16 protein-coding genes are annotated in these 20,130 nt (G+C 68.5%); 2 read left to right on the plus strand and 14 right to left on the minus strand.

Translation table 11 applies throughout. The features are described from left to right. Nucleotides 1-348: 348 nt before the first annotated feature. Nucleotides 349-2,916, plus strand: a complete 2,568-nt coding sequence (locus QC818_RS12685) for a GcvT family protein (RefSeq protein WP_309653239.1) — start codon at nt 349-351, stop codon at nt 2,914-2,916. Nucleotides 2,917-3,028: 112 nt separating this feature from the next. Here QC818_RS12685 and QC818_RS12690 read toward each other — a convergent pair whose 3' ends face one another. From QC818_RS12690 to QC818_RS12705, 4 genes are all read right to left on the minus strand, one after another. Then, nucleotides 3,029-4,081 (minus strand): TRAP transporter substrate-binding protein, encoded by a 1,053-nt coding sequence (locus QC818_RS12690; RefSeq protein ID WP_309653240.1) that lies wholly within the window; start codon nt 4,079-4,081, stop codon nt 3,029-3,031. 83 nt (nt 4,082-4,164) lie between these two features. Then, the gene (locus QC818_RS12695; RefSeq protein WP_309653241.1) at nt 4,165-5,487 is read right to left on the minus strand and encodes a TRAP transporter large permease; all 1,323 of its coding nucleotides are present in this window, start codon (nt 5,485-5,487) and stop codon (nt 4,165-4,167) included. Further along, nucleotides 5,487-6,041 carry a TRAP transporter small permease subunit gene (locus QC818_RS12700; protein ID WP_309653242.1) on the minus strand — a complete coding sequence of 185 codons (555 nt, stop codon included), beginning with the start codon at nt 6,039-6,041 and terminating at the stop codon, nt 5,487-5,489. Before QC818_RS12700 ends, QC818_RS12695 begins: the two co-directional genes overlap by 1 nt. Before the next feature lie 34 nt (nt 6,042-6,075). Next, entirely contained in the window at nt 6,076-6,879 is an 804-nt protein-coding gene (locus QC818_RS12705) for an N-formylglutamate amidohydrolase (protein ID WP_309653243.1), read from the minus strand. A gap of 132 nt (nt 6,880-7,011) precedes the next feature. On the opposite strand from QC818_RS12705, the gene QC818_RS12710 reads away from it, so the two are divergent. Then, nucleotides 7,012-7,881 carry a MurR/RpiR family transcriptional regulator gene (locus QC818_RS12710; protein ID WP_309653244.1) on the plus strand — a complete coding sequence of 290 codons (870 nt, stop codon included), beginning with the start codon at nt 7,012-7,014 and terminating at the stop codon, nt 7,879-7,881. A gap of 101 nt (nt 7,882-7,982) precedes the next feature. Here the strand turns inward: QC818_RS12710 and QC818_RS12715 are convergent, their stop codons facing one another. The 10 genes from QC818_RS12715 to kbl all read right to left on the minus strand — a co-directional run bounded on the left by QC818_RS12715 (nt 7,983) and on the right by kbl (nt 20,061). Continuing rightward, nucleotides 7,983-9,275: an NAD(P)/FAD-dependent oxidoreductase gene (locus QC818_RS12715; RefSeq protein ID WP_309653245.1), complete on the minus strand. Its 1,293-nt coding sequence runs from the start codon at nt 9,273-9,275 to the stop codon at nt 7,983-7,985. A 150-nt stretch (nt 9,276-9,425) separates the two neighbouring features. Next, entirely contained in the window at nt 9,426-10,499 is a 1,074-nt protein-coding gene (locus tag QC818_RS12720) for an ABC transporter substrate-binding protein (RefSeq protein WP_309653246.1), read from the minus strand. 51 nt (nt 10,500-10,550) lie between these two features. Beyond that, nucleotides 10,551-11,918, minus strand: a complete 1,368-nt coding sequence (locus QC818_RS12725) for a glutamine synthetase family protein (RefSeq protein WP_309653247.1) — start codon at nt 11,916-11,918, stop codon at nt 10,551-10,553. A 50-nt stretch (nt 11,919-11,968) separates the two neighbouring features. After that, entirely contained in the window at nt 11,969-13,039 is a 1,071-nt protein-coding gene (locus QC818_RS12730) for an ABC transporter substrate-binding protein (RefSeq protein ID WP_309653248.1), read from the minus strand. A 72-nt stretch (nt 13,040-13,111) separates the two neighbouring features. Beyond that, nucleotides 13,112-14,176 carry an ABC transporter substrate-binding protein gene (locus tag QC818_RS12735; protein ID WP_309653249.1) on the minus strand — a complete coding sequence of 355 codons (1,065 nt, stop codon included), beginning with the start codon at nt 14,174-14,176 and terminating at the stop codon, nt 13,112-13,114. Nucleotides 14,177-14,217: 41 nt separating this feature from the next. Beyond that, nucleotides 14,218-15,015 carry an ABC transporter permease gene (locus QC818_RS12740; protein WP_309653250.1) on the minus strand — a complete coding sequence of 266 codons (798 nt, stop codon included), beginning with the start codon at nt 15,013-15,015 and terminating at the stop codon, nt 14,218-14,220. Then, entirely contained in the window at nt 15,012-15,935 is a 924-nt protein-coding gene (locus QC818_RS12745) for an ABC transporter permease (protein WP_309653251.1), read from the minus strand. The genes QC818_RS12740 and QC818_RS12745 overlap by 4 nt, the downstream gene beginning before the upstream one ends. A 10-nt stretch (nt 15,936-15,945) precedes the next feature. After that, nucleotides 15,946-17,076, minus strand: coding sequence for an ABC transporter ATP-binding protein (locus tag QC818_RS12750; RefSeq protein WP_309653252.1), 1,131 nt, complete (start codon nt 17,074-17,076; stop codon nt 15,946-15,948). A gap of 33 nt (nt 17,077-17,109) precedes the next feature. Next, nucleotides 17,110-18,399 (minus strand): NAD(P)/FAD-dependent oxidoreductase, encoded by a 1,290-nt coding sequence (locus QC818_RS12755; protein ID WP_309653253.1) that lies wholly within the window; start codon nt 18,397-18,399, stop codon nt 17,110-17,112. 471 nt (nt 18,400-18,870) lie between these two features. Next, on the minus strand, nt 18,871-20,061 hold the full coding sequence (gene kbl, locus QC818_RS12760) for a glycine C-acetyltransferase (RefSeq protein ID WP_309653254.1): 1,191 nt from the start codon (nt 20,059-20,061) through the stop codon (nt 18,871-18,873). Nucleotides 20,062-20,130 lie beyond the last annotated feature (69 nt).

Consider the following 20,130-nt stretch of genomic DNA (forward strand, 5'->3'; position numbering starts at 1 on the left):
CCCTCCCGGCGTCTGGGCGCCGCTCGTCGTGTTCCGGAAAGCGTGCCGGCGGGCTGCGATGGCCCGGCGCGGCGCCTCCCGCGCCTGACCGGGCTGGCGCCAGTATCGGCCCGCGACCGCCGATCGGCCAGGCCCGGCCGGAGAGTTACACCGTTTCTGCGCTGCCGTCGCCGCTGGGCGACGCCCGTATCGCGGACGCGCATGTCGCCAACGCGCATGTCGCCAACGCGCACGTCGCCAACGCGCACGTCGCGGACGCGCATGTCACCGTCGCCGATGGGCAGCCGTCGACGATGACGTGCATTACGTTGACAGCAAGGCGGATTCCCCGGATGAAGGAGCGCGGCCATGGCGAGCTTCCCCACACAGGCAAACGCGGTGATCATCGGCCAGGGAGGCATCGTCGGCGCCTCCGTGGCCCACCACCTGATCGAGCTGGGCTGGGACAACCTGGTGGGGCTCGACAAGTCCTCCATCCCCTCGGACATCGGGTCCACGGCCCACGCCTCGGACTTCTGCTTCATGACCGCCCACGACAAGATGTCGTGCTACACCACCACCTACAGCCAGCGCTTCTACGAGGCGCTGGGCCACTACGCCCGGATCGGCGGCCTGGAGGTGGCCCGGGTCGACGACGACGCCCGCATGGCGGAGCTGGCCCGCAAGGTCGACTCGGGCAAGGCCTTCGGCACCCGGGCGCGGCTGATCGGCCCTGACGAGGCCGCCGAGCGCTTCCCCCTGCTGGACGAGACGCTGATCCAGGGCGCCCTCTGGGATCCCGACGCCGGGCTGGTGGTGCCGCGTTCCCAGCAGGTCGCCGGCGAGCTGATCGAGCGGGCCAGGGCCTCCGGCAAGCTCACCGCCTACGCCGACACCCCGGCGATCGACATCGACGTGCGCGACGGCCGGGTCCGGGGCGTCGAGACCCCCAAGGGCTATATCGAGACCCCGGTGGTGATCGTCACCTCGGGCATCTGGGGCCCCCTCCCCGCCGCCCTGGGCGGCGCCACCCTGCCGCTGATGCCCGTCGAGCACCCGCTGCTGTTCTTCGGGCCCTTCGACGCCTTCGCCGGCACCGGCCGGGAGATCGGCTATCCGCTGCTGCGCGACCAGGGCAACTCGGCCTACCTGCGCGATACCGGCGATCCCGCCACCACCGAGGGGGGCCAGCTCGAATGGGGCTACTACGAGACCACCGAGCCCCGGCTGGTGCATCCCGCCGAGATCCTGGAGCGCCACCAGGCCCGGCTCTCGCCCTCCATGCGCGACCTGGAGCTCGACCAGGTCATGAGCGCCTTCGAGCGCGCCATCGAGCTCACCCCGGTGCTCGGCGAGCTGGGCTGGGACGAGAAGCATTCCTTCAACGGCCTGCTCTCGGTGACCAATGACGGCGGCTCGCTGGTCGGCGAGTCGCCGGAGACCCGGGGGCTGTGGTTCTGCGAGGCGGTCTGGGTCAAGGACGGCCCGGGAATGGGCAAGGTGCTGGCCGACTGGCTGACCACCGGGCGCCCGGAACTCGACCCGCATGGCATCGACATCGCCCGCTTCTACCCGGTGCAGAAGACCCCGGACTACGTCTACGGCCGCTGCCGGGAGATCGCCTGCAAGATCTACGACCCGGCGGTGCACCCCCGGGAGCCCTTCGAGTCCGGCCGCGACCTGCGCCGCGGCCCCTTCTGGCCCCGGGAGGTGGCGCTCGGCGGCCACTTCATGGAGACCGCGGGCTGGGAGCGCGCCCACGGCTATGCCGCCAACGACCACCTGATCGAACGCTACGCCGACCGGGTGCCCGAGCGCCCCGTGGAGTGGGACGCGCGGCATTTCTGGCGGGTCTCCAACGCCGAGCACCTGGCGATGAGCGAGGACGTGGGCATGATCAACCTGTCCCACTTCGCCATCTACGACCTGATCGGCCCCGACGCCGAGGCGCTGCTGGAGTACCTCTCGGTGGCCAGGGTGGGCGGCGCCACGCCGATCGGCAAGGGTGTCTACACCCACTTCCTCGACGACGCCGGTGGCGTGCACTCCGACCTGACCATCGTGCGCCTGGCCGACGACGCCTTCCGGGTGATCTGCGGCGGCGACACCGGGCCCCGGGACCGGGTATGGATCACCCGCATGGCCGAGACCCGCGGGCTGACCCGCTACCGGCTGGAGGACCGCACCGACGGCCTGGCCACCCTGGGCGTCTGGGGGCCCAACGCCCGGCGTGCCCTGCAGAAGGTGGCCGACGACCCCGAGGCGCTGGACGTCGAGCGCTTCCCCTTCGCCACCGCCCGGGAGCTCCGCCTGCGCGGCCTGCCGGTCTGGGCCTTCCGGATTTCCTACGTGGGCGAGCAGGGCTGGGAGCTCTACGTGCCCTTCAGCTACGGCCTGGCGCTCTGGGACCTGCTCTACGAGCAGGGCGTCACCCCGGTGGGCATCGAGACCTACGCCAACAGCCGGCGCCTGGAGAAGAGCCTGCGGCTGCAGAACGCCGACCTGCTCACCGAGTACAACCTCTACGAGGCCGGCCTCGCCCGGCCCAGGGTCAAGGCCGAGGACTTCCACGGCAAGGCGGCCTACCTGGAGCAGCGCGAGCGCGAGCGCCAGCCGGCCTATCTGTGCACCCTGAGCCTGGAGGACAACCGGGACGCCCGGGGCCGGCCCCGCTACCCGGTGGGCCATGCGCCGCTCCTCGACCCGGACAGCGGCGAGGTGCTGGTGGATTCGCTGGGGCGGCGCTCCTACGTGACCAGCTTCGCCTTCGGCCCCTCGCTCGGCAAGAACCTCGCCCTGGGCTACCTGCCGGCGGAGGCTGCCCGGGAAGGCGGCCGGGTGGACATGGAGTACTTCGGCGAGCGCTACTCGCTGCGCATCGAGGCGGTGGGCTACCGGCCGCTCTACGACCCGGAGAGCCGACGCCCGAAGACCTGACGCGACGGCGCCGCAGGGGGCTTCCCTGCGGCGCCGTCGATCGTCAGGAGCCGGATGCCTGCCGGCGAGCGCCGGACGGACCGCCCCGGGGCCCCCGGGGCAGCGCGTCTCGTCAGGCCTCGCCGTAGCGGTAGGGGCGCCCGGCCTGGCGCATGTCGGCGTTGTATTGCTTGAAGATCTCGACCACCCTGGCTCGGGTCTCGGATTGCGACGCGATCTCGTCCCAGAATTCGTGGGCGGCGTTCTCCACCTGCTCCCACTCGGCATCGGGAATCGAGGTCAGCTCCAGCTTCTCGCCATGCACGCGCAGCCTGGCCTCGCCTCCCCAATACCAGTGCTGGCGATAGTAGTGGGACTGTTCGCAGCACACCTCGAACAGCAGCCGGAGGTCCTCGGGCAGTTCCTGCCAACGCTCCATGTTGACGAAGAAGTGCCCGATCCAGGCGCCGGAGATGTTGTTGGTCAGGAAGTAGTTGGTGACATCGGCCCAGCCCACCGTGTAATCCTCGGTGATCCCGGACCAGGCGATCCCGTCCAGCTCGCCGGTCTGCACCGCGACCTCGATATCCTCCCAGGGCAGCGTCACCGGCACCACGCCGAACTGCGACAGGAAGCGTCCGGCCGTGGGGAAGGTGAAGATGCGCTTGCCCTCCAGGTCCTTGAGGCTGCGAATCGGCTCCTTGGTGACGAAGTGGCAGGGATCCCAGGCGCCGGCGCTGACGTGCTGGACGCCGACCCGGGCGTACTGCTCCTCCCAGATCTCCTTGAGCCCGTACTGGTTGAACAGCACCGGCACATCGAGGCTGTAGCGCGAGCCGAAGGGGAAGTAGCCGCCGAAGACGGCGACCTCGGTGGGCGAGGCCATCGAGTCGTCATCCGACTGCACCGCATCGATGGTGCCGCGCTGCATGGCCCGGAACAGCTCGCCGGTGGGCACCAGCTGATCGGCATAGTAGAGCTCGATCTGCATGCGATCCCCGGCAATCCGGTTGAACAGGTCGATGGCCGGCTTGGCGACATGCTCGGCCAGGGCGGCGCCGGCATAGGTCTGCATGCGCCACCTGATGGTCGGCCCGGAGGAGGACTGCGCCATGACCTTGGAGGCCAGCGGCGCGATGGCGGCCCCGGCGGCGGCGTTGATCAGAAACTTGCGTCTTGTTGTCATTCTCTCGCTCTCCTGGTGTTGGCTACCGGTTGTTGCTCGGATTCGGCCCCTGGTGGGGCTCTTGTTGTTCATTCGTGCTGGCGTCAATGCCCGTAGACGACGCCCGGCAGCCAGAGCGCGATCTTCGGGAAGACCATGACCAGGCTGAGGGCGGCCGTCATCACCACGACGAAGGGCAGGATCGACCGATAGATATCGCGCAGGCCGATCTGCGGCGGCGCCATGGCGCGCATCAGGAAGAGGTTATAGCCGAAGGGCGGCGTCATGTAGGCGATCTGGGTGGTGATGGTGTAGAGCACGCCGTACCAGATCAGGTCGAAGCCCAGGGCGTCGACGAGCGGCACGTAGAGCGGCGCCACGATCACCAGCATGGCGGTGTCGTCCAGGAAGGTCCCCATCAGGATGAAGCTGAGCTGCATCAGGATCAGGATCATCCAGGGCGAGAGCCCCAGCCGCTCGGTGAACAGGTCCTCGATCGCCTTGACCGCGCCCAGGCCATCGAAGATGGCGCCGAAGGCCAGCGCGGCCAGGATGATCCACATGAACATGCAGGAGATGGCCAGCGTCTGCCTGACCGAGACCTCGAAGACCTTGCGCGTCATGCGCCCCTTGAGGGTGGCGGCCAGCAGGGCGGTCACCGCGCCCACGGCCGAGCTCTCGACCAGCGAGGTCCAGCCCTTGACGAAGGGCACCATCATCACCGCGAAGATCGCCAGCGGGAGCAGGCCCGCCCGCAGCAGGCGCAGCCTTTGGGCGAGCGATACGTCTCGCTCCTCCACAGGCAGCACGGGCCCCAGGGACGGCTGGAGGCGACAACGGACGTAGATGTAGATGATGAACAGCGTCGCCATCATCAGCCCCGGCACGACGCCGGCCAGCCACAGCTGGCCCACGGGCTGGCGCGCGATCATCGCGTACAGCACCAGCACCACCGAGGGCGGCACCAGGATGCCCAGGCTCGAGCCGGCCTGGATGACCCCGGTGACCATGATCTTGTCGTAGCCGCGGCGCAGCAGTTCCGGCAGGGCGATGGTGGCGCCGATCGCCATGCCGGCGACCGACAGGCCGTTCATCGCCGAGATCAGCACCATCAACCCGATCGTGCCGATGGCCAGGCCCCCTTTCACCGGTCCCATCCAGACATGGAACATCCGGTAGAGATCATCGGCGATACCGCTCTCCGACAGCACATAGCCCATGAAGATGAACATCGGCAGGGTCAGCAGCGGATACCATTTCATCAGCTTCATGGCGGAGGAAAAGGGAATATCCACCCCGCCGGTGCCCCACAACAGCACCCCGGCCAGGGCGCCCACGAAGCCGATGGCGCCGAACACGCGCTGGCCGGTGAGCAGCATCAGCATCATCGAGCCGAACATCACAACCGCGATCATCTCGTACGACATCAGTCGATCACCCCGCGCAGACGGCCGATATCCTTGAAAAGCTCGGCAAGTGATTGAAGGATCATGAGAAACACCCCGAGACAGATGATCGTCTTGATCGGCCACAGCCAGGGGCGCCAGGCGGTCGGGCTACGCTCCAGAAACCCCAGCGCCTCCGCGGCGGCCGAGCGCCCCTCGGTGACGAAGGTGACCGCCAGGTCGAACAGGAAGGCGAAGGGCGCATCGCCGAAGTAGCCCAGGGAGTAGGCCGTCGACACCAGGCCGCCGTACAGCAGCACGCCGAGATAGAAGATCAGGAAAAACACGGTGATGGCATCGACGCAGGCCTTGGTTCTCGGGCTCCAGTCGCCATAGAAGAGATCCATGCGCACATTCGATCCCAGCTGGATCGAATAGGGCCCGCCCAGCACGAAGTACGCCACCATCACGAACTGGGCGGTTTCCAGCGTCCACATCGACGGCGACAGGAAGACCTTGGAGGTCGTCGACCACAGCAGGACGGCGATCAGCACGAAGATCAGGTACATCGCCACGCGACCGATCGCCCGGTTCATGGCATCGATGGCCCGGATATACGCCAGGATGGCTCTAGGCATCTCGCATGCCCCCTTGAGGAGTGAATTCGGGTTCGAAGCCCAGGGTCGACAGCGCCGGCCGGATCAATCGCAGCAGCTCCCGGGCCATGGCAGCCTCGGCCTGCGACGTGGCCAGCAGGTCGTTGCGCACCTCGATCATCACGTTGGCCAGGCCATGGCGCTCGCCGTGCCGCTTCAGGGAGTGCGTCACGCCATCCTCGGGACCATAGGGCGCATTGCGCCGGATCCGCCGATGCGGCAGGCGCCGAGCCTGTTCGAGCAGCGCATCGGCCAGGCGCCGGTCGGCATCGTGGAGAATCCCCAGCTCGACCGCACGGGTCCGGCCATGCAGCCTCGGCGTGAAGCTGTGGATGGTGATCAGCGCCGTGGCGAGGCCCCGCGCCGCGCGCGCCGTCAGCACGCCCTGCACGGCCTGACAGAACGGTCGATAGACCGCCTCGACCCGGGAGGCCCGTTGCGAGGCCGTCAGGGCGCGATTGCCGGGCACCTCGATCCCCGCCGGGCACTCGGGCATGGCGTCGGGAGCCTCCGGGGGGCGGTTGCAGTCATAGACCAGCCGCGAGACGCGACTCGCCACCAGGGGCGCGTCGAGCGACGCCGACAGCCTCAGGGCCAGGCCACGGGCGCCGGGATCCCATGCCACGTGGCTCTGCCGATGCACGGGATCCAGGCCGAGGTCCTGGTAGGCGTCGGGGATGTGGTGCGACGCATGTTCACACAGGATGACGACGGGGCCATGGGCGTGCCCGTTGTGGATTTCGATGCTTTCGGACGACGGCTCGACTTCGCTGGACATCAGGACTCCTCCACGGTCCTGTAAAGATATAGACTTCGATAAGTAAAAGTGTCAATTTCTATTCACCGGCCGTTTCAACGTTGCGCCGTCAGACAACGTTCATACCGCCACTCCGCGACAGGAGGCGCCGAGATGACCACCCCTTCCACCGTGCGCGAGCTGATTCGCCAGCATTATCCGGACTTGACGCAATCGGAGCGCAAGCTTGCCGGCGCCCTGCTCGACAACTATCCCGCGGCGGGCCTCGCCTCGATCACCAGCGTGGCGAGCAACGCGGGGGTGTCCACCCCCACCGTGGCGCGCATGATCAAGAAGCTGGGGTTCCAGGGCTATCCCGAGTTCCACAAGGCCCTGTTGCAGGAGCTGGAGGCGAAAGGGGTCGGCCCCACCCAGCGACGGGAAAACTGGTCGGCGGCGGCCCCCGAGACGCACCTGCTGAACCGCTTCTCACAGGCGGTCACGGCCAACCTGGAGCAGACCTTCGCCAATATCGAGAGCGGCAGGTTCGATCAGGCCATCCGCCAGCTGGCCGATGCCGATCGGCACCTTTACCTGGTCGGCGGGCGGATCACCCAGGCACTGGCCGACTATGCGTTCACGCATTTCCAGGCGGTGCGCCCGCGGGTGACCCACATGACCTCGTCCTCGGGCACCTGGCCGCATTACGTGCTCGACATGGAGCCGGGGGAAACCCTGCTGATCTTCGATATCCGGCGCTACGAGACCAACCTGCTTCGCCTGGCGGAGATGGTGCGCCGGCGCGGCGTGCGCATCGTCCTGTTCACCGATCAGTGGGGCTCGCCCATCGCGACGCTCGCCGACTTCACCTTCCACTGCTGGGTCGAGATTCCCTCGGGGTGGGATTCCAACGTGTCGACCATGATGCTGCTGGAGACCATGATCGCCGCCGTCCAGGAGGAACGCTGGCCGGACGCCCGGGAACGCTACGAGCGCCTGGACGAGCTGTTCGACATGACCCATTTCTTCCGCAAGTTCACCTGACGCCGGGGGTCACCCGACCCGCGACCCTGCCGGCCGGGAAGGCCGGCTCGCCAGCGCCCAGGGGCACGGCCCCGCCCGCGTCGGGGCGAGGCCGGCGATGCTCAGATGCCCAGGCGGTCGCGGGCCTGGTAGTACCAGGCGCCCAGGGCCGAGAGCGGCACCCGCAGCATCCGCCCGCCCGGGAACGGCAGGTGCGGCAGGCCGGCGAAGGCGTCGAAGCGTTCCTCGCGGCCGGCCATGGCCTCGGCGATCAGCCGCCCGGCCAGATGGGTGCAGGTCACGCCGTGCCCGGAGTAGCCCTGGGCGAAGTAGACGTTGTCGTTGAGCACCCCGAACTGGGGCAGCCGGTTGAGGGTCATCAGGAAGGTACCGCTCCAGGCGTAATCGACCTTGACGTCGGCCAGGCTCGGGAAGGTGGTCTCCATCTTGGGCCGGATCACCGCCTCGATGTCACTCGGATCCTGGCCGCCATAGTTGACGCCGCCGCCGTAGAGCAGCCGGTTGTCGGCGGTGAGCCGGTAGTAGTCCAGCAGGTAATTGCAGTCCTCCACCGCCAGGTGATTGGGCAACAGCGCCCGGGCGCGCTCCTCGCCCAGCGGCTCGGTGGTGATGATCTGGGTGCCGCAGGGCATCGACTTGCCCTCCAGGGCCGGCAGGATGCCCTGGTGGTAGGCATTGCCGGCCATCACCACCCGCTCGGCGCGTACGCTGCCCCTCGGGGTGGTCAGGCGCACCGGCTGGCCGTGTTCGAGGGCCGTCACCGGGGTCTGCTCGTGGATCACGCCGCCCAGGGCCTCGACGGCCGCGGCCTGGCCCAGCACCAGGTTGAGCGGATGCAGATGGCCGCCGGAGTGATCGACCAGGGCGCCCACGTATCGCTCGGAGGCCACCTCGCGCTTGACCGCCGCGCCCTCCAGCAGCTCCAGCTCGCGGTGGCCGTAGCGCTCCCACAGCGCCTTGTGCTCGACCAGCCCTTTCATCTGCCTGGCGTTGCAGGCGGCGAAGAGGTTGCCGTCGCGCAGGTCGCAGTCGATGCCGTAGCGCTGGATGCGCTCGCGGATGATGCGGTTGCCCTCGAAGGCCATGTCGCCCAGCGCCCGGGCGGTCGCGTCACCGTACTTGGCCTCGATGACATCCATGTCGCGGCTGTAGCTGTTGACGATCTGGCCGCCGTTGCGCCCCGAGGCGCCGAAGCCCACCCGGGCGGCCTCCAGCACCACGACCCGGTGGCCCTGCTCGGCCAGGTGCAGGGCGGCGGAGATGCCGGTGAAGCCCGCCCCCACCACGCAGACGTCGCACTGGATGTCCCCTTCCAGGGCCCCCCGGGAAGGGGCTGGATTGGCGGTGGCCGCGTACCAGGAGCCGACATGCTCCGTTTCCTTCGAGACGCTCATGAAGCCTCCTGCATGGTTATTTTATTCAACACTACACCACGATCATACGGGGCATTCCGAGAAAATGGCAATGCATCAGGCATCTTTTCATCACCAAAAAACGCGGGGTGCCGGCCATGCCGGCACCCCGCGTGACGGGCCGCGCCCGGCCTAGCGGCTACGCGCCTCACTCCACAGCTGCTGCAGCATCTGCAGCTGATCGCCGCCCACCGAGGGCGTCAGGCTGAGGTGCTCGCGGGTCGCGGCATCCGGCATGACCGGGGGCTCGCGCAACGCCGGGTCGACCATCGGCAGGGCCGCCTCGTTGGGGGTCGTGTAGTAGTTGTGATTGGACAGCCGCGCGGCCACCTCGGGGCGCAGCAGGTACTCGACGAAGGCCCGGGCGGCGTCCGGGTTGGGCGCCTGCGCCGGCATCGCCAGCACGTCCACCCAGCGCTGGGAGCCTTCCTCGGGCACGAAGAAGCCCAGCCCGCCGTAGGTGTCCGGGTCCCCCGCGCGCCTGGCCGCGACGTCGCCGTTGTAGGCGATGCCGGCATGGATGACCCCGCTGACCACCTGCTCGATGGCGGCGGTGGCGCCGACGAAGCCGACGAAGTTGTCGCGCTGCCGGGTCTCGATCAGCCCCTGGGCCGCCGCGACCCAGGGCTCCTCGCCCACGCAGTCGAAGCCCGAGCCCTGGAAGGCGCAGAGCGTGCCGAAGGTGAACTGGGCATCGCCCTTGAGCAGGGCGAAGGGATAGTCGCGGTTGACCTCGGGGTCGTAGAGCAGCGACCAGCTCGGCTCGGGGTCGGGGAAGGTCTCGGTGTTGTAGACCACGCCGGTCACGCCCCACTGGTAGGGCACGGTGTAGCGCCCTTCCGGGTCGAAGGACGGGGTGCGGAACTCGGGCAGCAGGTTGTCGCGGCCGGCCAGGGGCTCGCCCTCGGCGGCCAGCGGCTGGATCAGGCCGGCGTCGATCAGCCGCGGCACGAAGTAATCGGAGGGCACGATCAGGTCGTACTGGGCGTCGCCGCCGGCGGTGAGCTTCGAGAACAGCTCGGCGTTGGAGTTGTAGTAGTTCTGGACCACCTCGATGCCGGTCTCGGCCTCGAAGTCCTCGATGATCGAGGGCGCCATGTAGTCCGTCCAGTTGAACAGGTGCAGCTTGGTCGCTTCGGCGTGGGCCAGCGTGCTGGCGGCCGCCAGGCCGAGGCCGGCGACGCCGGCCAGGTGGGCGAGCTTCATGTGTACCTCCTTGCCATATGCTGGGGCGGGCGAACGGCCCGCCCGCCTCGCCTAGACGCGCAGCAGCAGGTGCTCGCGCTCCCAGGAGCTGATCACCTGGAAGTACTCGCGATGCTCCGCCCGCTTGACCGCCAGGTAGCTGTTGGTGAAGCGGTCGCCGAGCACGTCGGCCAGCGCCGAGCAGTCCCGCAGCAGGTCCAGGGCCGGGCCGATATCGTCGGGCAGCTTGTGGCCGCTGTCCCAGGCCGAGCCGACCATCGGCGGGCGAGGCTCGAGCTGGCCGAGCATGCCCAGGTAGCCGCAGGCCAGCGAGGCCGCCATGACCAGGTAGGGGTTGGCGTCGGCCCCGGCCAGGCGATTCTCCACCCGGGTGGCCTCGGGGCTGGAGACCGGCACCCGCAGGCCCACCGTCCGGTTGTCGGTGCCCCACTCCACGTTGATCGGTGCCGACCCGCTGGTCTCGGTGAGCATCAGCCGCCGGTAGGAGTTGACGTTGGGCGCCAGCAGCGGCATGGCCGCGGGCAGGTACCGCTGCAGCCCGCCGATGAACTGCAGGAAGAGGCGGCTGTGGGCCCCCTCCTCGCCGGCGAAGAGGTTGCGGCCCGTCTCGGTCTCGACGAGGCTCTGGTGCAGGTGCATGGAGCTGCCCGGCTCGCCGGCCATGGGCTTGGCCATGAAGGTGGCGTACATGCCGTGGCGCAGCGCGGTCTCGCGCAGGGTGCGCTTGAACATCACCACCTGGTCGGCCAGCCGCAGCGGATCCCCGTGCTGGAAGTTGACCTCCATCTGCCCGGCCCCCTCCTCGTGGATCAGGGTGTCCAGGTCCAGGTCCATGGCCTCGCAGTAGTCGTACATCTCCTCGAACAGCGGGTCGAACTCGTTGACCGCGTCGATCGAGAAGGACTGGCGACTGCTTTCCTGACGCCCGGTGCGGCCGATGGGCGGCTCCAGGGGATAGTCGGAGTCGGTGTTGGTCTTGACCAGGAAGAACTCGACCTCCGGCGCCACCACCGGCGTCCAACCGCGGGCCTCGTAGAGGGCCAGCACCCGCTTGAGGACGTGCCGCGGCGAGAGCTCCACCGGCTCGCCGGTCAGGTAGTGGCAGTCGTGGATGATCTGGGCCGTGGGATCCTCGGCCCAGGGCACGAGGTAGACGGCATTCGGGTCCGGCACCAGCTCCATGTCCCGCTCGGCGGGGTTCCAGAAATGGATGTCCTCGTCGTCGGGATAGCCGCCGGTGACGGTCTGGATGAAGATCGAGTCCGGCAGCCGCGGGCGGCCCCCGCCCAGGTACTTGCCGGCGGGCATGATCTTGCCCTTGAGGATGCCGGTCAGATCGGTGACCAGACACTCGACCTCGGTGATGCCGCGAGTCTGGAACCAGTCGTTGAAATGGGGATGTTCCTGGCGGTTAGTCATGGGATTTCCTTGCTCTGGAGATGGGGCCCCGGGCGCCGGGGCCCGGAGCCTCACCGCGCCTTGACCTCGGACCACAGCTGCTGGAAGGTCTGCAGCCGCTCGCCTTCCAGGGTCGGCGTGAACCGCAGCCGATCCAGGTCCGCCTCGGAGGGCTGGATCGGCGGCTGGGTCAGCACCTCGTCCAGGTAGGGCACGGCCGCCGCGTTGGGGCTGGCGTAGTAGTTGTAGTTGGAGAGCTGGGCCCCGACCTCGGCATCCAGCAGGTAGTCGATGAAGGCATGGGCCAGCTCGGGGTTCGGGGCCTGAGCCGGGATCATCATGGTGTCGACCCACATCTCGGCCCCCTCGTCGGGGATCATGAAGGCCAGGTTCTCGAAGGAGTCGGGGTCCTCGCCCCGGGCGAACAGGAAGTCGCCGTTGAAGCTCATGCCGACATGGGTCACCCCCCGGGCCAGCTGCTGCAGGGCCGGCGTGCCGTCGGCGAAGCCGCTGAAGTTGTCGCGCCCCTTGGTCTCGATCAGCAGCTGCGCCGCCTCGCGCCAGGCCGCCATGTCGGTGCAGTCGTAGCCGTGGCCCAGGTAGGCGCAGGCGCTGGACAGCGCCACCTGGCCGTCGCCGATCAGCCCGAACGGATAGGTGTCGTTGCGCGCGGGGTCGAACAGTAGCGACCAGCTCTTGGGCGCGTCGGGGAAGGACTCGGTGTTGTAGACGAGGCCGGTGGTGCCCCATTGGTAGGGCACCGAGTAGCGCCCCCCGGGATCGTAGGCGGGGTTCCGGAACTGCGCCATGACGTTGTCGAGATTATCCAGCCGCTCGCGGTCCAGCGGCTGGACCAGGCCGGTCTCGATCAGCCGCGGCACATAGTAGTTGGACGGCACGATGATGTCGTACTGGGAGACGCCGCCGGCGTTGAGCTTGGCGAACATCTCCGGGTTGGAGTTGAAGTAGTTCTGGACCACCTCGACATCGTGCTCGGCCTCGAAGGCCTCGACGATGGCCGGATCCATGTACTCCGTCCAGTTGAACAGGTAGAGCTTGCCTTCCTCGGCCTGGACCTGCCCGGCCAGGGCGAGCCCGCCTAGCGACAGGGCCATGGCGATCTTGTTGTTGTGGCGTTGCATCGGTGGCGCTCCTCCTTTGCGTGGGCAATGTGGCGTTCGGCGTCCCCGACCGCGGGCCGGGGACGCCGACGCTCAGCGCGCCTGCACCTCGGACCACAGCTGCTGGAAGGTCTGCAGCTGCTCGCCCTCGAGGGTCGGCGTGAAGCGCAGCCGCTCCAGGTCCGCCTCGGAGGGCTGGATCGGCGGCTGGGTGATGGCCTCGTCCAGGTACGGCTCGGCCGCCGCGTTGGGACTGGCGAAGTAGTTGTAGTTGGAGAGCTGGGCCCCGACCTCCGCGTCCAGGATGAAGTCGATGAACTTGTGCGCCAGCTCCGGGTTCGGCGCCTGCGCCGGAATCATCATGGCGTCGACCCACATCTCGGCGCCCTCGTCGGGGATCATGAACTCCAGGTGCTCGAAGGAGGCCGGGTCTTCCTCCTTGTAGAAGAAGTAGTCGCCGCTGTAGGTCAGGCCGGCGTGGATCACGCCCCGGGCCAGCTGCTGCAGTGCCGGGGTGCCATCGGTGAAGCCGCTGAAGGTGTCGCGGTTCTTGGCCTCGATCAGCAGGCGGGCGGCCTCCTTCCACTGCTCGGGGTCGGTGCAGTCGTAGCCGTGGCCCAGGTAGGCGCAGGCCCCGCCCAGGCTGACCTGGCCGTCGCCCATCAGCGCGAAGGGATGGCCCGGGTTGACCTCGGGATCGAAGAACAGCGACCAGCTCTTGGGCGCGTCGGGGAAGGTCTCGGCGTTGTAGATGATGCCGGTGGTGCCCCACTGGTAGGGGGCGCTGTAGCGGCCGCCCGGATCGTAGCTCGGGTCCTCGAACTGGGCCTTGACGTTGTCGATGTTGTCGAGCTGGGAGCGATCCAGCTCCTGGACCAGGCCCGTCTTGATCAAGCGCGGGATGTAGTAGTTGGAGGGCACGATGACGTCGTACTGGGAGACGCCGCCGGCGTTGAGCTTGGCGAACATCTCCGGCAGCGAGTTGAAGTAGTTCTGCACCACGTCGACGTCGTACTCGGCCTCGAAGGCCTCGATGATGGCCGGGTCCATGTACTCGGTCCAGTTGAACAGGTACAGCTTGTCTTCCGCGGCCTGGGCCTGGCCGGCGAGCGCGAGCCCGCCCAGCGAGACGGCCATGACGATCTTGTCGAGTTTCATTGTTGGACTCCTCGTGATCCCTGGGGACTGGTGGTGACGGCTCAGGTCGGCCGACGGCGGTTGAAGACGAGACTCAGGACGGCGGCGACGGCCACCGCGGCGATCATCAGGGTGGCGATGGCGTTGATCTCCGGCGAGACGCCACGCTTGATGGCCCCCCAGATGTAGATCGGCAGGGTCGCGCTCTCCGGCCCGGCGGTGAAGAAGCTGATGACGAAGTCATCGATGGACAGCGTGAAGGACAGGAAGAAGGCCGAGATCAGCGCGGGCTTGATGGTCGGCAGCATGAAGTGCAGCACCCGCTTGATCGGCGTCGCATAGAGGTCCTTGGCGGCCTCGAACAGGGTCGGGTCCAGGCCGACGAAGCGCGAATAGATGATCAGCGCCACGAAGGGGACCTGGAAGGTCACGTGGGCGATGATCATGGTGCCGAGCCCGGGCTGCAGCAGGCCGGTCCATTCGTGGATCTGCACGAAGAAGGCCATCTCCGAGATCCCGAAGACGATGTCCGGCAGCACGATCGGCAGGTAGATCAGCACGATCAGCCAGCCCAGCTTGCGGTGGCGATGGCGATACATGCCGTAGCCGAACACGCAGCCGATCACCAGGGCCACCACCGAGGAGACGATGGCCAGCACCATGCTGTTGGCGAAGGCCGACAGGATCTCCTCGTTGCCCATCAGGCGCTCGTACCAGCGCCAGGAGAAGCCGGTGAAGCTGGCCGCGCTGTTGGTGGCGTTGAAGGAGAACAGCACGACCACCGCCAGGGGCAGGTAGAGGAAGGCCAGGGTCAGCCACCAGAAGGCGGTCAGGCCGCGATGCAGGGTCCGCTTTCTCATATCACCACCTCCTCGCCGCCGCCCAGGCGCTTGCCGATGCGGCGCATCACATAGAGGCCGATGAAGGTCGCCAGCAGCATCAGGATCGCGCCGGCGGCCCCCAGCGGCCAGTTGGCCCCGCCGGAGAACTGGTTGGCCACCAGGTTGCCGAGCATCATGCCCTTGCCGCCGCCGAGCAGCTCGGGGATGACGTACATGCCGAAGGCCGGGATGGCCACCAGCACGATGCCCGCCAGCAGGCCCGGCAGGGTCTGCGGGAAGACGGCGTGCCAGAAGGCACGCACGGGACTGGCATAGAGATCCTGGGCGGCCTCCACCTGGGCGGTGTCGAGCTTCTCGAAGGCCCCGTAGAGCGGCAGCACCATGAAGGGCAGGAAGTTGTAGACCAGCCCCAGGGTGACCGCGAAGTTGGAGGGATACAGGCCCATGTTGGGGGCGATCAGCCCCAGGCCCTCGGCCAGGCCGGACAGCGGGGTGCCCGGCGCCAGCAGGTTCATCCAGCCGAAGGTGCGGATCACCTGGTTGGTCCAGGACGGCACCACCACCGCCAGCAGCAGGATCGGCCGCCACTTCTCGCGACAGGTGGTGATGTAGTAGGCGATGGGATAGGCCACCACCACCACCAGGCCGGTGGACACCAGGGTCTGCCACAGCGAGCGCAGCAGGGTGTAGAGGTTGCCCGGGCTCCAGCCCAGGAAGCCGAAGCCGGCCAGGCGCTCGAAGGAGGCCAGCGACAGCGGCATCTCGGGCAGGCCGTAGGGGCCGTTGGTCATGAAGGCCACGCCCATCAGGTAGGCGCTGGGCAGGACCAGGAAGATGAAGATCCAGGAGGCGCCGGGCGCCACGGTCAGCAGCAGGTGTCGCGCCTCGCTGACCATGGCCCGGCTGCGGGCGGTGGGCGTTACGCCGATATAGGACATGTGCGTCTCCTCACTCGCTCAGGGTGACGAGGTCTTCCGGCGCCACCACCACCGTGACCCGGTCGCCCACCTCGGGCAGGTGCCGGCCGCGGTTGTTGACCGTGGCCTGCAGCGTGGTGTCGCCGATCTCGAGGCGGAACTCGGCATGGCTGCCGCGATAGAGGCGCTCGGCCACCGTGGCCGGCACGTGGTTGGCGCCCTCCACCTCGCCGGGCAGCAGGTCCAGGGTCTCGGGGCGGATCAGCAGCAGCTCGCCCTCCCCGGCCTCCTCGGCGGTGAGCGTGCCCAGGGCGGTGGTCAGCCGGTCGCCCTGGCGCTCGCGGACCGGATAGAGGTTGTCATGGCCCATGAAGCGGGCGACGAAGGCGTTGACCGGGCGCTCGTAGACTTCCCGGGGCGCGCCGACCTGCTGGATGTTGCCGCCGTTGAGCACGGCGATGCGGTCGGACATGACCATCGCCTCGTCCTGGTCGTGGGTGACGAAGACGAAGGTCATGCCCAGGCGCTTCTGGACCCGCAGCAGCTCCACCTGGAGCTGGCTGCGCAGGCCCGCGTCCAGGGCCGAGAGCGGCTCGTCGAGCAGCAGCACGTCCGGCTCGCAGACCAGCGCCCGGGCCAGGGCGATGCGCTGACGCTGCCCCCCGGAGAGCTGGTCGACCCGCCGGTCCACCAGGTCGCCGAGCTTGATGAACTCGGCGATCTCGTCGACCTTGGCGTCGCGCTCGGCGGCCGGCAGGCCGCGCATCTTGAGGCCGAAGGCCAGGTTGTCGCGCACCGAGAGGTGCGGGAAGAGCGCATAGGACTGGAAGACGGTGTTGACGCTGCGCCGGTGGGGGGGCACCTCGGTGAGGGTCTTGCCGCCCACCACCAGGGAGCCGTCGTCGGGCTCCTCGAGGCCGGCGAGGATGCGCAACAGGGTGGTCTTGCCGCAGCCGGAGGGGCCCAGCAGGGTGAAGAACTCGCCGGCCCGGATCTCCAGGTCGACGCCGTCGAGCGCCACGGTGTCGCGACCGAAGCGCTTGTGCAGTCCCTGCATCTCGATGGAGGACGCCTTTCGGCCCGCCGCCTCCTGCGGCGTCTCCTCGGCGGCCGGGGTGGCCCCCGGCTGATCGGCAATGTCCGCCGTGATGGTCTCGCTCATGGGGGTGCCCTCTTGGGTTGTCCGCGGCCTCGCTCAGAGCCGGTCGCGCAGTTTGTAGAATTGGGTGGCCAGCACCAGCAGCGGCTTGCGCAGGGCGCGGCCGCCGGGGAATCGGCGATGCGGCATCGCCGCGAAGACATCGAAGCGCTCGCTCTGCCCGGCGATGGTCTCGGCCATCAGCTTGCCGGCCAGCCCCGCGAGCGCCATCCCGTGGCCCGAGTAGCCCTGGGCGTAGTAGAGGTTGCGCTCCAGGCGGCCGAAGTCCGGGGCGCGGTTGAGCGTGATCGCCACGTCCCCGCCCCAGCGGTACTCGATGGGCACGCCCTCGAGCACCGGGAAGAGCCGGGCGATCTTGGCATCCATGCGCGCCTCCAGTCGCGGCGGCTCGCGCCCGTCGTAGCTGACCTCCCCGCCATAGATGAGGCGTCGGTCCGCCGACAGCCGGTAGTAGTCGAGCACGAAGTTGGCGTCGGCCAGGGCATCGTTCTGCGGCAGTACCCGGGCGGCCTGGTCCTCGGTCAGCGGGGCGGTGGCGATCATGTAGTTGGCGGCGCGCATGATGCGGCCCGAGAGCTCGGGCACCAGGCCGCGATGGTAGGCGTTGGTCGCCAGCACCAGATGGTCCGCGGTGACGCGCCCGCCGGCGGTGACCACCGTGGCCGGCTCGCCGCGCCGGATCTCGAGGGCCGCGCTGTGGGGGTGCAGGCGCACGCCGGCGCGCTGGGCGGCCCGGGCCAGGCCCAGGGTGTAGTTGAGGGGATGGAGGTGGCCGCCCTCGCGGTCGTAGAGGGCCGCCGGATAGGCATCGGACACCACGTGCTCACGCAGGGCATCGCCTTCCAGCCAGTCCAGGGCGTCATAGTCGTAGTCCCGGGCGAGTTGCTCGCGGAAGGCCTCGAGCTCGCGCACATGGCGGGGCTTGACCGCCGCATGGAGGTAGCCCCAGGCCATCTCGCAGGGGATGCCGTGCCGCTCGACCAGCTCGGCGGTGAGGCGCACCGCCTCGCGGCTCATCTCCCAGATTTCCCGGGCGCGGGGCAGGCCCAGGGCCCGCTGGACGGTATCGATCTCGGTTCCCAGGCCGGGCAGGATCTGGCCCCCGCTGCGACCCGAGGCGCCATGCCCCACCTCGCCGGCCTCGAGCAGCACCACCGAGTAGCCGCGCTCGGCCAGGTGCAGGGCCGTGGAGCAGCCGGTGACCCCCGCCCCGATCACGCAGATGTCGGCACGAACCTCGCCCTCCAGGGGCTGGCAGGGCTCGAGCTCGACGGCGATGGACGCGCGATACCAGGAGGCCGGGCCGTCGATGACGGAACTGAGCATAGTGGGCACCTGTTATTGTTGTTGAATACTTTTACCGAAGCGACGGAGCAGCGAGGGAGGCCGCCCGTCGCTTCGATCTGGCTCTTAGTCTGACACCAGGCACCGACAGGATGTCAAGTATTCCACAACAAAACTCCCGAACTTTAATAAAAACCTTTTCAATTCAGCACATTGAAAACCAAGCACCCTGACGCCTCCTTCCTCGAGCGCCTGCGGAAGGCGACGCCTCGCCGCCTCGGCCGGCCTCCGCGCACGCCTCGCCGAAGCGTTGAGAATCTCGCACCTTGACAGCACGGCACGACGCCGGGCGAGGCCGCAGGTCCTTGATGATGAAACAAAAAGGGCATTCCGGCGATTCTCGCGGCTGGCCGGGCCGGCCACAAGGGCGGCGAGAGGAGGCCGGCGGGAACGCCGAGCGGGAGGAGGCGAGGCCACGGACGTCCCGCTCGGGACGTCCGTGGCGGAGAGGTCTCAGATATCGAGGCGCGCCTTGACCCGGCCGAAGGCCGCCAAGGCGAGCTCGAGGTCCTCGCGGGTCAGGGCCGCCGACACCTGGGTGCGGATGCGGGCCTTGCCCTTGGGCACCACCGGGTAGGAGAAGGCGATCACGTAGACGCCCTCGGCGAGCATCTCCTCGGCGAAGCGCGCCGCCAGGGCGGCGTCGTGCAGCATCACCGGCACGATGGGGTGCTCGCCGGGCAGCAGCTCGAACCCCAGACCCTCGAGCCCCCGGCGGAAGAAGGCGGTGTTTTCCTTGAGCCGATCGCGGAGCTCGCTGGATTCGGCGGCCAGTTCCAGGGCCTTGAGGGCACCGGCGACCACCGGGGGCGCCACGGTGTTGGAGAACAGGTAGGGCCGCGAGCGCTGGCGCAGCAGCTCGACGATCTCGCGGCGGGCGCTGGTGTAGCCCCCGCTGGCCCCGCCCAGGGCCTTGCCCAGGGTCCCGGTGAGGATGTCCACCCGATCCAGGCAGTTCCGGTACTCGTGGCTGCCACGACCGCCCTCGCCCAGGAAGCCGGTGGCGTGGCAGTCGTCGACGTGCACCAGGGCGCCGTAGCGCTCGGCCAGGTCGCAGATCTCGTCCAGCCGGGCGATATAGCCGTCCATGGAGAAGACGCCGTCGGTGGTGATCAGCTTGAAGCGCGCGCCTGCGGCGTCGGCGGCCCGGAGCTGGGCCTCCAGGTCGGCCATGTCGCTGTTGCGATAGCGATAGCGGCTTGCCTTGCACAGCCGCACCCCGTCGATGATGCTGGCGTGATTGAGCTCGTCGGAGATCACCGCATCCTCGGGCCCCAGCAGGGTCTCGAACAGCCCGCCGTTGGCGTCGAAGCAGGACGGGTAGAGGATGGTGTCCTCGGTGCCCAGGAAGTCGCTGAGCCTCGCCTCGAGGGTCTTGTGCAGGGTCTGGGTCCCGCAGATGAAGCGCACCGAGGCCAGGCCGTAGCCCCACTCCTCCAGGCCGGCCATGGCGGCCGCCTTGACCTCGGGATGCTGGGCGAGCCCCAGGTAGTTGTTGGCGCACAGATTCAGGACCTCGCCGTCCCGAGCCACGCCCACATGGGCGCCCTGGGGCGTGGCCAGCTCGCGCTCGCGCTTGGTCAGGCCGGCCTGCTCGATGGCCGCGAGTTCGTCGCGCAGGTGCTGTCGAAAATCGCCGTACATGATGTCGTATCCTTCTCGTTGCGTCGGCCCATCCAATCTTGGCGCTGTTCCGGAATCCCGGGAAGCGAT

The organism is Halomonas koreensis (assembly GCF_031451675.1).
Classification (GTDB): domain Bacteria; phylum Pseudomonadota; class Gammaproteobacteria; order Pseudomonadales; family Halomonadaceae; genus Halomonas; species Halomonas koreensis.

Excerpts from the sequence above, each read along its gene's own strand:
- QC818_RS12685 (WP_309653239.1), top strand. The coding sequence starts at position 349 with ATGGCGAGCTTCCCCACACAGGCAAACGCGGTGATCATCGGCCAGGGA.
- QC818_RS12690 (WP_309653240.1), bottom strand. The coding sequence starts at position 4,081 with ATGACAACAAGACGCAAGTTTCTGATCAACGCCGCCGCCGGGGCCGCC.
- QC818_RS12695 (WP_309653241.1), bottom strand. The coding sequence starts at position 5,487 with ATGTCGTACGAGATGATCGCGGTTGTGATGTTCGGCTCGATGATGCTG.
- QC818_RS12700 (WP_309653242.1), bottom strand. The coding sequence starts at position 6,041 with ATGAACCGGGCGATCGGTCGCGTGGCGATGTACCTGATCTTCGTGCTG.
- QC818_RS12705 (WP_309653243.1), bottom strand. The coding sequence starts at position 6,879 with ATGTCCAGCGAAGTCGAGCCGTCGTCCGAAAGCATCGAAATCCACAAC.
- QC818_RS12710 (WP_309653244.1), top strand. The coding sequence starts at position 7,012 with ATGACCACCCCTTCCACCGTGCGCGAGCTGATTCGCCAGCATTATCCG.
- QC818_RS12715 (WP_309653245.1), bottom strand. The coding sequence starts at position 9,275 with ATGAGCGTCTCGAAGGAAACGGAGCATGTCGGCTCCTGGTACGCGGCC.
- QC818_RS12720 (WP_309653246.1), bottom strand. The coding sequence starts at position 10,499 with ATGAAGCTCGCCCACCTGGCCGGCGTCGCCGGCCTCGGCCTGGCGGCC.
- QC818_RS12725 (WP_309653247.1), bottom strand. The coding sequence starts at position 11,918 with ATGACTAACCGCCAGGAACATCCCCATTTCAACGACTGGTTCCAGACT.
- QC818_RS12730 (WP_309653248.1), bottom strand. The coding sequence starts at position 13,039 with ATGCAACGCCACAACAACAAGATCGCCATGGCCCTGTCGCTAGGCGGG.
- QC818_RS12735 (WP_309653249.1), bottom strand. The coding sequence starts at position 14,176 with ATGAAACTCGACAAGATCGTCATGGCCGTCTCGCTGGGCGGGCTCGCG.
- QC818_RS12740 (WP_309653250.1), bottom strand. The coding sequence starts at position 15,015 with ATGAGAAAGCGGACCCTGCATCGCGGCCTGACCGCCTTCTGGTGGCTG.
- QC818_RS12745 (WP_309653251.1), bottom strand. The coding sequence starts at position 15,935 with ATGTCCTATATCGGCGTAACGCCCACCGCCCGCAGCCGGGCCATGGTC.
- QC818_RS12750 (WP_309653252.1), bottom strand. The coding sequence starts at position 17,076 with ATGAGCGAGACCATCACGGCGGACATTGCCGATCAGCCGGGGGCCACC.
- QC818_RS12755 (WP_309653253.1), bottom strand. The coding sequence starts at position 18,399 with ATGCTCAGTTCCGTCATCGACGGCCCGGCCTCCTGGTATCGCGCGTCC.
- kbl (WP_309653254.1), bottom strand. The coding sequence starts at position 20,061 with ATGTACGGCGATTTTCGACAGCACCTGCGCGACGAACTCGCGGCCATC.